The 11326-nt window shown below is 75.0% G+C and carries 9 protein-coding genes; 5 read left to right on the top strand and 4 right to left on the bottom strand.

Translation table 11 applies throughout. The annotated features are described in order from the left end of the window. Nucleotides 1-700: 700 nt before the first annotated feature. Entirely contained in the window at nt 701-1660 is a 960-nt protein-coding gene (locus ACIBH3_RS34375; RefSeq protein WP_396316052.1) for an SDR family NAD(P)-dependent oxidoreductase, read from the bottom strand. Nucleotides 1661-1746: 86 nt separating this feature from the next. On the opposite strand from ACIBH3_RS34375, the gene ACIBH3_RS34370 reads away from it, so the two are divergent. After that, on the top strand, nt 1747-2178 hold the full coding sequence (locus tag ACIBH3_RS34370) for a MarR family winged helix-turn-helix transcriptional regulator (protein ID WP_396316051.1): 432 nt from the start codon (nt 1747-1749) through the stop codon (nt 2176-2178). Nucleotides 2179-2278: 100 nt separating this feature from the next. On the opposite strand, the gene ACIBH3_RS34365 is transcribed toward ACIBH3_RS34370, so the two are convergent. Further along, on the bottom strand, nt 2279-2737 hold the full coding sequence (locus ACIBH3_RS34365; protein ID WP_396316050.1) for an SRPBCC domain-containing protein: 459 nt from the start codon (nt 2735-2737) through the stop codon (nt 2279-2281). Nucleotides 2738-2944: 207 nt separating this feature from the next. Here ACIBH3_RS34365 and ACIBH3_RS34360 point away from each other — a divergent pair, with 207 nt between their 5' ends. After that, nucleotides 2945-3859: an arginase family protein gene (locus tag ACIBH3_RS34360; protein WP_396316049.1), complete on the top strand. Its 915-nt coding sequence runs from the start codon at nt 2945-2947 to the stop codon at nt 3857-3859. A gap of 239 nt (nt 3860-4098) precedes the next feature. Further along, nucleotides 4099-4662, top strand: coding sequence for a dihydrofolate reductase family protein (locus ACIBH3_RS34355; protein WP_396316048.1), 564 nt, complete (start codon nt 4099-4101; stop codon nt 4660-4662). Between the two features lie 260 nt (nt 4663-4922). Here the strand turns inward: ACIBH3_RS34355 and ACIBH3_RS34350 are convergent, their stop codons facing one another. Beyond that, entirely contained in the window at nt 4923-5939 is a 1017-nt protein-coding gene (locus tag ACIBH3_RS34350; protein WP_396316047.1) for a hypothetical protein, read from the bottom strand. Nucleotides 5940-6168: 229 nt separating this feature from the next. Between ACIBH3_RS34350 and ACIBH3_RS34345 the strand changes: the two genes are divergently transcribed. After that, nucleotides 6169-6915, top strand: coding sequence for a nucleotidyltransferase domain-containing protein (locus tag ACIBH3_RS34345; RefSeq protein WP_396316046.1), 747 nt, complete (start codon nt 6169-6171; stop codon nt 6913-6915). Between the two features lie 124 nt (nt 6916-7039). Here ACIBH3_RS34345 and ACIBH3_RS34340 read toward each other — a convergent pair whose 3' ends face one another. After that, on the bottom strand, nt 7040-7663 hold the full coding sequence (locus tag ACIBH3_RS34340; protein ID WP_396316045.1) for a class I SAM-dependent methyltransferase: 624 nt from the start codon (nt 7661-7663) through the stop codon (nt 7040-7042). Between the two features lie 371 nt (nt 7664-8034). Between ACIBH3_RS34340 and ACIBH3_RS34335 the strand changes: the two genes are divergently transcribed. Next, nucleotides 8035-11196 (top strand): DUF4157 domain-containing protein, encoded by a 3162-nt coding sequence (locus ACIBH3_RS34335; protein ID WP_396316044.1) that lies wholly within the window; start codon nt 8035-8037, stop codon nt 11194-11196. Nucleotides 11197-11326: the final 130 nt, after the last annotated feature.

Raw genomic sequence — 11326 nt, 5'->3', positions numbered from 1 at the left:
GGCGGCGCGCCCCGCCGCGGGCGCGCGGGGCGGGGCCGCCCCGGCCGGCCCCCGCCCCCGGCGCCCCCCCCCCCGCCCCCCGGCGCGCCCCCCCCCCCCCCCCCCCCCGCCGGATCCCGCCCGGGGTACCACGGTTCCGGGGTCTCCCGCACCTAGCGTGGTTGGGGAAGGCTCCGGATGACCGGCGGAGGCGGCGCTCAAGGGCCTGTCCGACCATTCCCGTCGGACAGGCGTCAGGCCCCCGAGGATCGCCGAGGAACATCACGGCAGCACCACCGAGACCCTTCGGAGGTCGGCATGAGCGCCACGAGCTGCATCACGATCACGATTCCCGTCCACGAGAGCGTTCCGCTTCCGTCCGCTCCCCCCGCCCGACAGGGCCCGCCCCGCGCCACGCGCCGGCCGACGCCCCGGGCCTTACGGCGGCCCGTGTGGCCGGCCGAGCCCGGCGCCGTGTACGCCGAGTGGGCGAAGCGGGCGCCCTGGTCGCCCTCGGTCTCCTCGGTCTCCTCGGGTTCGCTCCGGGCGACGCCGGGGGCGTCCGTGGCGGCCACCTGGACGTCGCCTTCGCGCCCGCGGCCCCGGCCGCGGTGTGCCTGCCCGTGCTCGGCCACCGCGACGTCTGCGGCGTCCGGTTGCCAGGCACCCTGGGCGTCACCCGCGGGCACCCGGCCGTGGTGAGCGCGCGGGGAACGGACGGTCAGCCGCCGGGCCGGGCCCCGCGGTCCGCCACAGCCTCATCGCGGACGTCGGCGGCCCCACCGCCCACCGCGGTTCGGACCCGCCCGCCGAGTTCGTCCGTCACCACGGCCAGCCGGGTCCGCGCGGCCGGGTCATAGGCCTGTGCGTGGGCCGGGCGCTCGGTGAACCGGTCGAAGTACCTGCCGGTCACGCCCGCCAGCGCTGGGTCGGTGATCAGCCGCGCGGTCGGCCGGACCCCCTCGTCGATGCTCACCGCCGGGGTGAGGCCGTACTCCCGGACGGCCCGGGTGTCCATCAGGTGGGCGGGGTGCAGCACGTTGACGGTGATCCCGCGGTCGGCGAGCTCGGCGGCCAGGTCGAAGGTCGACATGATCATCGCCAGCTTGCTCCGGCAGTAGGCCTCAAGGCCCTCGTAGTCGCGCTCCATCATGACGTCGTCGAAGTCGATCGGCGCCTGGCCCATCGAGGCGACGTTGACCACCCGGGCCGGCGCCGAGGCGGCCAGCAGCGGCAGCAGTCCACGCGTCAGCACGTAGGGCGCCAGGTGGTTGACGGCGAAGCGCAGTTCGTGGCCCTGCCGGCTCACGTCCCGCCGGGCCGGGTGGGCGCCGCCGCCGACGGCCGCGTTGTTGACCAGGACGTCGAGCCGGGGCTCGGCCGCAAGGATGCGGGCGGCCAGGTCGCGCGCCTGGTCCAGGTCGGCGAGATCCGCGAGGTAGGTGCGCACCGCAACGGTCGGGGCGGCGGCGCGGACCTCGGCCGCGGCGTCGTCCAGCCGCGAGCGGTCCCGGCCGTGCAGCAGCACGGTCGCGCCGCGGCGGGCGAGGTCCAGGGCGAGGTGACGGCCCAGGCCCTGGGTCGCGCCGGTTATGAGGACCGTCCCGGCGAACGGGGCGTCGCCGTGCGGGGAGTCGCCGGCCGGGGCCGGGCTGAGCGGGGCATGCGGTCGTGTATCCATGCCCTGATTTGTATCAAGCCTTTGAGACAAACACCAGCCTTGCCTGAAGTTCGGGGCTGTATGTTCCGGGCTGTATAGTCGCCGCCATGGGACTGCCCGCCGGCGAACGCCTCGGCCTGGACATCAAGCGCACGGAACAAGCCCTCATGACGGCCAAGAGCGCCGCCCTGAAGGTCGCGGACCTCACCGTCGCGCAGTACGCCGCCCTGTTCGCCCTCGCCGACAACCCCGGCATCTCCGGCGCCGCCCTGGCCCGCACCTGCCTGGTCACCCCGCAGGCCATGGCCGCCGTCCTGAAGACGCTGGAGGACCGCGGTCTGGTCGCCAGATCACCGCACCCGTGGCACCAGAAGATGCTGGAGACCCGGCTCACCGACACGGGCCGGGAGACCCTGCGGCTCGCCGACGAGCAGGCCGTACGGATCGAGCGCCGGCTCGCCGAGGAGTTCACCCCCGAGGAGCGCGACAGCCTCCGCGCCCTGCTCGCGCGCTGCGTCACGGCCATCCAGCGGGACTGAGGTCACCCGGCCTGCGGAGCCGCCCGGCACAAGCCTGCGCGAGCGCTGAGCCGGCCCTGAACCGGCCCTGGCTCAGCCCGGATCACGCGAATCCAACGGATCACCCGGACTCGGCCGGCGACAGCAGGCCCGCCAGCTTGTCGAGCCCCTGGGTCCACCCCTCCTCGTGCAGGGCACGCCGCCGCTCGGTCGCGAAGCCCTCATGGGTCAGGACCAGCTCCGCCGACGCCCCGTCAAGATCGTTCAACGTCAGCGTCACCACGGTCTCCCGGTCCTCGGGATCGGGCTCCGCCCACCGGAAGGTGTACGAGAGCCGCTCCGGTGGTTTGACCTCCAGGTACTCCCCCACCAGGTGGAAGGCCTCGCCCTCGGGCGGCCGCATGGCGATCAGATAGCGACCGCCCGGCCGGAGGTCGCCCTCCACCCGCGGGATCGAGAAGCCGTCCGGGCCCCACCACCGGGCCAGCTCGTGCGGTTCGGTCAGGGACCGGAAGACGGCCGACCGCGGTGCGCGCAGGATGCGCCGGATGTGCAGCGTCAGCCCGTCGTCATGCGTCATCACGACCTCCTCCGGCAGAAGGCGCCGAGGTTGACCACAGCACCCAGCGTAGTGCGACGTACGGCCGCCGGTCAGGGCCGCCGAATCGCGCCCCTGCCGCCACCGCGCGCGGTGGCGGCGTCGCGCGAGAACCGGCCCGATGCGGCCTAGGATCGATGTACCGCCGGATCCGCGCACGGCGGGTGGCGGCCACGGAAGGGGCCCCTCATGGTCCGAGAACTCGCGCTGCTCGGGGTCCCGTCCTGTGCCGGTACCCACGGGCCCGGCCAGGAGAAGGCGCCGGCCGCATTACGGGCCGCCGGCCTGCTGGACCGGCTGGCCGCCGCCGGAGTGCAGGTGCGCGACGACGGGGATCTGCCCGTGGTGCCGTTCCGGACGGACCCGGAGCACCGCAACCGGCAGAACCTGGACAGGGTGGTGGCGGTCGCCCGCTCGGTGGCCGAGCGGGTGGGTGCCCTGCTCGACGACGGCGCGCTGCCGCTGGTGGTCGGCGGCGACTGCACGATCACCCTCGGTGTGGTCAGCGCGTTCGTCACCCGTCGGCCGGACATCGGGCTGCTCTACTTCGACGGCGACCTCGACCTCTCGGTGCCCGAGACCACCCTCTCCGGCATCCTCGACGCCATGGTGCTGTCCCACGTGTTCGGGGAGGGCGCCCCCGAACTGCACGGGCTCGGCCCGCGGGTGCCGCTGCTGCCGCCCGAGGCCGTGGTCGCCTTCGGCTACGACCCGGTGGAGCTCGACGACACCGGCCGCGAACGCCTGGCCCGGCACGGACTTCGCGCCCACCCGTGCACCGAGATCACCGCTCCGGGGACCGACCCGGTGGCCGTGGCCCGGACGGCCTGGCAGTCGCTGGCGGCCGGCCGCTCCGGCTTCGTCCTGCACTTCGACGTCGACGTGATCGACTCGGTGGACCTCCCGCTCGGAGACTTCCCGCACTTCAACGAGGGCCTGCCAGTGACCGTGGCACTCGACTGCCTCGCCGAGTTCGCCGCCGCCCCGCCGCTGGCCGGCCTGGTGATCACCGAGATCAACCCGAACCGTGACCCCGACGGCAGCTACCTGCGCACCCTCGTCGACGGCCTGGTCCGCGCCCTCACCGGCCCACCCGCCCGCTGACCCTGAGCCGGCCTCGGCGCCGGCGGCAGAGTCCTGCCGTCGCGTTCCGGAGTCCCGGCGCGGCCACGCCCGCCGCGGGCCGAGTGGCGGACGGAATGATCTATGGACAGTCGCTAAGGGCTTCTCAACGGAAATGATCTCGTGAGGTGACCCGGCCCAGGGGATCCCGCGAGCCGCGGTGAGTCCTGCGGCGTCCCGGCGGTCGTACGGTCGAACCCGTTTACCGAGGAGGACTTCCGATGCGTAGCGTGACCTATTCGATGGGCGTCTCACTTGACGGCTACATCGTCGGGCCGGACGGCGGCTTCGACTGGACGGCGCCAGACGAGGAGGTCTTTCGCTTCTGGATCGACGAGATTCGAGAGGTCGGCGTCCACCTGTTGGGACGACGACTGTACGAGACGATGCTGTACTGGGAGAGCGCCGACCAGGATCCATCGCTCGACCACTCGATGCTCGAGTGGGCCGCGCTCTGGAAGCCGCTCCCGAAGGTGGTGTTCTCGACCACGCTGTCGGCGGTGCAGGGCAATGCCCGGCTGGCCTCCGGCGGCCCGGCGGAGGAGATCGAGCGGTTGCGAGCCGAGCCGGGGGAGGGCGACATCGCGATCGGCGGCGCGACTCTCGCCGCCGAGGCGGCCGCGTCGGATCTGATCGACGAGTACCGGGCCATGGTCCACCCGGTGCTGGTCGGCGGTGGCATTCCGTTCTTTCCCCACCGCGAGCGCCGGGTGGATCTCGAACTCGCCGAGACCCGCACCTTCGGCTCAAGCGTCGTCTACCTCCGCTACCGCGTGGCGCGCTAGCCGGCTCGCCCGCCGATCCCTGACCAAGAGCTTGCGCAGATAGGCCTGTTGCGGACAGGGAGGGGGCCACTCAGATCACCAGGGCAGTCACCGGGGCTCGGGTAGTGGCGGAGAGGAGAGGTGCGCCGCGGGTCGTCGACCGGGATCGACGCCCGTACCCCGGTGGGGTCCTCGACGGGGGACGGTCAATGGGTGGACGGACCTGCCGAGGCTGCCCGGTTCTGCTGGGGGGTCTGCCGGTGCCCGGGTGGCCCGGCCGGTCAGGTCAGGTGCTGCTGCGCGGCCAGCCCGAGCAGGGTCAGGGCATCCGCCGGCTCGGTGGACAGCAGTGGCAGTGCGTCGTCGGCGTCGATCACCAGGCGGCCGTCCACCAGGGCCACCCACGCCTCCGGCGGGAAGACGACACCCTCCTCGATCCAGCCCAGCAGCCGGCCGCAGAGCTCCACCGCGCGGACGCCCGGCGCCTGCGGCCAGCTGAGCAGCACCAGGCCGCCGCCCAGCCGGTGCGAGCGCTCCGCCTCGCCCAGGCCGCGCTGGGTGGGCGCTATCGCGGGCAGCCGCTGCTCGGCGAGGGCCAGTCGCGGCGCCGTGGTGCTGGTCCGGGCGACGCGACCGGGCCCGCCCGGCCGCCGGTCGCCCGCGCCGACGGCCCGCAGCGCCTGGGGCTGGGCCGGCGGCGGGAGCTGGGCCGGCTCGCTCTGCGCCGCCGCGGGGGGCGCTCCGGCGCCGGCAGCCTCGTCATCGCCCTGCGGGGCGCCGGTCGGGGCCGGCGCCCCCGGGGCGGTACCACCGTCGATCCTGCGGACGCCTGGACGCGGGCCGGACGCCGCCGAGCCGGCCGGGAGGGCGGTGTGCGTCCGGGCTCCCCGTGGCTCCCGGCCCCCGCCGTCGGCGCCGGGGCTCGCTGGGGAGGTGCCGTCGGCGTGCCCTGGTCGGGCCAGCGCGGCCTGGTCGAGCAGCTGCCGGCCGTACAGCGGCGCGGTGGCCCGCAGCACGGCCAGGGCCCGGTCGACCGCCTCGGGGTCGTCGCCGTGCCGGTCGAGCGCGTCCAGGTAGTCCAGGGTCGCGGCACGGATCGAGTCGGCGAGCCCCAGCAGGTGGGCACGCGGCCCCGACAGTGCGGCCGCCTCGGCGCGGCGGCGCCGGTAGGCGGCCGAGCGGCACGCGGTGTTGCAGTAGCGGGCCGGGCGGCCCATCACCGCAGGGCGCAGCTCGGCGTCGCACACGGCGCAGCGGGCGGGCGGCGCGGGCGTGTCCACGAAGGCGGGCTGATCCATGGCGGTGAGGGTACGTGTTTCGTGACGCCGCCACGAATCCGGGGCTGCCGTGAGCGGACCTCGGGGCGTGGCCCGGACGCGGCCTGCTCCCCAGGTCGTGGCCGCGGCGACGGCTTCGGCACGGGTGAGGACCGTGGGCCGCCTGGGTCGGCGCCCGCCCGCTCGGCGGTCGCGCCGCGGGGTGGCAATCCGTTTGCCGCCGCGAAAGGATCTTGGGATCCTGTCCGGCATGCACCTGGACCCCGTCGACCAGGCTCGACGTCTCGCCCGTCAGCGCTTCCCCGACGCCTTGGCCGTGCTCCTCGCCGGGTCGACCGCCGCGGGTCGGGCCACCGCCACCAGCGATCTGGACATCGCGGTGCTCATCCGGGACGGCGGCGAGACCCGCCGGGAGACGATCCGGTTCGAGGGACGTGTCGTCGAGCTGTTCGTCCACACGCGTGCCGGTCTCGTGGAGCTCTTCGCCGCGGACGTTGCCGCACGCCGTGCCGTCCTGCAGAGCATGTACGCCGGCGGGCTCGTCCTGGCGGACCCGGACGGCGAGGCCGGGCGTGCCCGCGCCCTGGCCGAGGCGGACCTGCACGAAGGTCCGCCGGCGCTGGCATCGCAGGTGGTCGAGACGAAGCGGTACGGGCTGACGGACGCGCTGGACGACCTCGCGGACGCGGCCGACCGCATCGAGCGCCTGGCGGTGGCCGGGTTCGTTCTCGACACGGCGGCCGATCTGCTCTGTGACCACCACCGTGGCTGGATCGGCGGCGGGAAGTGGCTGCCGCGACGTCTCCTGGAGGCGGACACGGTGCGCGGGGCCGCCCTGCTCGAAGGGCACCTGCACCTGTGCGAGTCCGGGGATCCGACCCTCATGATCGACGCAGCGGCAGAGATCCTCGCCCTGGTCGGCGGGCCGCTTCGCGAGGGCTACCGCCGGTCCTGGCACGGTGTCATCGACTCCGTCGCCGCCGGCACGGGGCGTTGACCGGGCCGAGGCCGGGTCAGGGTCAGGGTCAGGGTGCCAACGGCCGGCGCCGGGCCAGCAGTTCGCAGCGCAAGCCGCCGGGCCCGCGGCACGGCAGCAGGGCAGCACAGAGGCACGGTGCTCGTCAGCGGGCGACCGCGGCCCCTTGCAGCCCCAGGTAGCTCCAGCGCACACCCGGCCGGCCGTGCGGATCCGCCCGCTCGCTGAGGTGCACGACGTCCAGCCCGTGGTCACGCGCCAGTGCCACCGTCTCGTCCGCCGAGACGTCGAACATCCGCCGACCGACCGGGACGGGACCGTGCCGCAGGGAGAGCACCACCCGTCCCTCGGAGGTGAGCACGCCGACAAGGCCCGCCATGGCCAACGCCCGCTGCTGCTCGTCCAGATGCATCCACACGGCGGTCAGCAGCACCAGATCGAAGCGCCGGCCGCGACTGCGGAGCACGCTCAGCTCCGGCAGCGAGTCGTCGACCCACTCGATGTCCTGATCGGCGTGGAGCTGCTGCCCCAGCCGCCTGAACTCCGCCGTGGGCTCGACCGCCAGCACCAGGTGCCCCAGCCTGGCCAGTGCCGCGGCGTCCCGGCCACTGCCCGCGCCGATGTCCAGGATCGCGCTGGGCGTCGAGGGGAACAGGTGCAGCACGTCGCGATGCACCTCGACGAAGGACACGCTCTCGTACTGCTCGACGAGCGCGTCGGCTGCTTCGGCGTAACCCGCGCTACTGGGCAGGGACTTCGGATCGATCACCGCCCCACCCTAGCGGTCCCGGACCCGGGCTGTCCCGCCTGCCTCCCTCCGGCGCCGAGCCCGTTGTCGCCATCGGACTGCCGCTGCTCGGCGCCGGGCCCGCCTCGGTGTCCAGATCCCGGCGCCGGGCCGGTCTGGCTGAATCGAGCTCAGGTACAGCAGCGCGCCTGCTGGGGGCCAACCCCCGATTCACGCGCTGCTCACGTACCCACGGCGCCGGGTGGAGTCCGCCACGGGCCGCATCGCCGGTCACCGGGCGAGAGACGTCGCACTCCTGGGCCCCACCGTCGACCGTCGAGTCGATTGCGGTGACGCGGAGGTGACGCGACGTGGGTAGCCTCGCTGGGGCGACTCGTGTGCTGGAGGTGCCCGTGACCGGTCTGTTCGCTGCTTCCAGGAGGAGGGCCCTGCCGACGGCCGAGCCGACGGCACGAGCGGCCGAGCGGGAGGTTCGCACCGACGGCTGTGCGACAGCGGGGCGGTCGGAACGGGCGGTCGACCTGGAGACGGCCGGCCGGCTCGGCGGCGACTTCACGGGCGTTCCCGTGCACTCCGGCGGCAGCGACGTACGGGCCTTGCTCGGGGACGGGGTCCCGCTGCCCGCCGCGCTGCGGGCGGAGCAGGAGACCCGGTTCGGGGTACCGCTCGGTGATGTGCGCGTGCACGACGACCCGGCCGCGCACCGGCTGGCCCGCCGGCATCTCGCCCGGGCGCTCACCGTGGGGTCGGACATCGTCTTCAACGAAGGCCACTACCAGCCCGGATCCCAGGCCGGTCAGGGTCTGCTCGCCCACGAGCTGGCGCACGTGGTCCAGCAGAGCGGCCGGCGCGACGTCGCGCCGGCCGGGGCCACCCGGCCGGGCGCCGCGCACGAGGGGGCCGCCGACTCGGCCGCGCAGGCCTGGGCCGGCGGCGGGCCGGTGCACGCCGGGCCGGCCGCCGCGGTCGGGATCCAGGCCGCGCCGCTGTCGCGGGAGGAGGTCGCGGACCTCCTGCTGCCGCAGCTGACGGCCCGGCTCACCGAGAACGAGCGGGAGGCGGCCACGCTCGTGCTCTCCGAGGAGTACCGCACCGCTCTCGCCGCAGAGCACACCTGGCTTCACCGGCGCTACGCCGAGCTGGCGGGAGCACGGCGCTCGTCGGCCGAGCAGCGGCCAACCGGGCAGACGTCGGCCGAACAGGCGTCGGGCGAGCAGCAACAGCCGGCCACGGCGCGGGCCGACCAGGTCGCGGCTCTGATCGACGCCGAGCTGGCCGAGCTGGAGCCGCTGATCACCCGGCTGGTCGCGGATGTCCCCGCGCACCCCCGCGACCACGCGCTGAACACCGTCCGGGGGGTCGCCGAACGCACCCGGCAGGACCAGGAGTTCATCTCCGGGTTCGCCGCCCCCGAGGGCGGTGAGACGACGCCCGCGGCGAACGCCGCCGGGGGCCGGATCCAGCGACTGCTGGCGCAGATCACCCCGATCGTCGCGCAGGCCGAACAGTGGCACACCGCCAATCCGGCGGGCCGCAGCCTCGGGATGATCAATGAGGAGGCGGGAACCGCGCTGGCCGGCCGCGCGCTCTCGGACTGGGACCGCGGTGGCTGGTACTACCTCAGCGGGGCGGCCGCCTTCGTGGGAGTCGCCGTGGTCGCGCTCGTCGAGGCGGGCGAGCAATCCCTGTCGTTCGGCTACCACGATGCGGCGACGGCCGTGTCACAGGCCTACACCCGGGGCGACATCTCGTGGAACGAGGGCGAGAGCATTCTGTGTAGCGCGGCGTGGCGCGCGGTGCTGACGGCCGCGATCACCCGCGGCGCCGGGGCGGCGACCAGCAGGCTGGGCGCGGCGGCGGCCCGCGGCGCAGGGCTCGCCCCGCGCTCGATCGGCGCCGGACTGCTCAGCGGCGGGGTGACCGGCGGCGCCTACACCGCGGTGTCGCTGAGCGGTGAAGCCCTGCTGACCACCCTGCTCCGGAGCCACTTCACCAGCCCGGCCGGCCAGGCCATCTGGCGGCGGGGAATCCCCTCGGGCCGCGAGTGGGCGCTGGCCATTCCGCTCGGTGTACTGCTCGGCGCGCGAGCCGGGGCCCGGGCGGTGCTTCTGGGCAACGAACGGCTGATCAACTCGACCTTCCGTACTTCGGACGGCGAGGAGCTCCGGATCGTCGCCATCACTCCGGACGGGCAGGTGGTGGTCGAGCCGGTGGGCGGTCTGCGTACCTCGCCGCCACCACCACCGCCCTCGCCGATCGAGACGGTCTTCGATCCGGCCGACGGATCCTGGCGCGCTCTCCGGTTCACGGGCGCCGACCTCGCGACCGTACCGCCGAGGGGTGCCGCGCCGGCGGCAACGACGCCCGCGCCCGCCCCGACGCCCGCGCGGCCGGCCACGGCCCCGGCCACCCGCGCGCCGGCACCGGTGCCTGTGCCACGGCCCGCGCCGGCGCGGGCGCCTGCCGTTCCGGTCCGCGTACCCCGCGCTCTGCCGAGCCCGGCGTCGGCAGGCCCCACGGCCCTCACTCCCGCCGCCCCGGCGACCACCCCCGTACCGGCGCCCGCCGTCCCCGTCCAGGCGCCCTCCGCAACGCCCGCACCCGCTTCCACACTCGCGCCCTCCAACGCCCGCACGGCGGCCGCCGACCTACGGGTGGCCGAAACGGAGGCCGCGCTCTCCGCCGCCGCACGCGGCGTCGTCGAGGCCCGCGCCCAGGTGGCCGAGGCCGGCAGCAAGCTCCGAGCGGCCCGGGCCGGCGGTTCTCCCCGCAGCTCCGCGGTACGGCAGGCGGATCTCGCGGTGCGCGGGGCGCAGGCGCAGCTGCAACGGCTGTCTGCGGGTGAGAGCACGGCGCAGCGCGAGGCGACGGCGGCGGCGGCGAGCCGGGCCCGGGTGATCGGCCTGGAGACCGAGATCGCACAGCTGGATGCGGAGCTGGCCGCCGAACTCAACCCGCCGGGGGGCTTCACGACCGAGCAGCTCAGAGCGGGGCGAAGGGCCGGTGTGGTGCCCTCGATCGGGCAGCCGAGCGGGGCCCGCTACCACCGGCTCAACGACCGGCGCCTCCTACTGGATCGGCAGTCGGCCGCGGAGGTCGCCCGGTTGCGCCGCAGCCTGGCCGGACAGGTTGAGGCCGCGACACCCGGTCGGGCCGGGCGCGCGCCCGCCCTCGCCAACGGTGCCGCGCTCGACCAGGCGCTGCGGCCCGTCGGCGGCATCCCCATCGACGTCACCACCGGTCTCCCGATGACCACCAGCCGCTGGGTGACCGACCATCTGATGCCACGGGCCGAGATCGCACGCGATCCGCGGTTCCCCCGGCTGACACCGGTCCAACGCGACCTCATCCTGCTCGACGTGCCGGAGAACTACCTCCCGCTGAGCAGCGAGGCCAACTCGCAGAAGAGCGACTTCACGGTCGACGAATGGATCGTCAGGCGCGCGGCCGAGGGCAGGCCGCTGCCGCCGGAGATCGTGACCGCCCTGCGCTCGGCGGACCGCCGTGCCCGGGCCGCGATCGAGGCGAAGTTCCGCGAGCTGCTGGGCGAGTAGGCGGGCCGCCCCGGCCCGGGTGCCCGTACCGGGGCGGCTGGGCGCGGCGCACTCCCCTGTGGTGCGCCGCGCCCCCGATGCCGGTGCGCCCGATGCCGGGACGACCGATGCCGGTGCGCCCGGTGGCGGT

The organism is Kitasatospora sp. NPDC050543, assembly GCF_044457565.1.
In the GTDB taxonomy this organism is placed as follows: domain Bacteria; phylum Actinomycetota; class Actinomycetes; order Streptomycetales; family Streptomycetaceae; genus Kitasatospora.
This window is presented reverse-complemented; position numbering and strand designations above follow the sequence as displayed.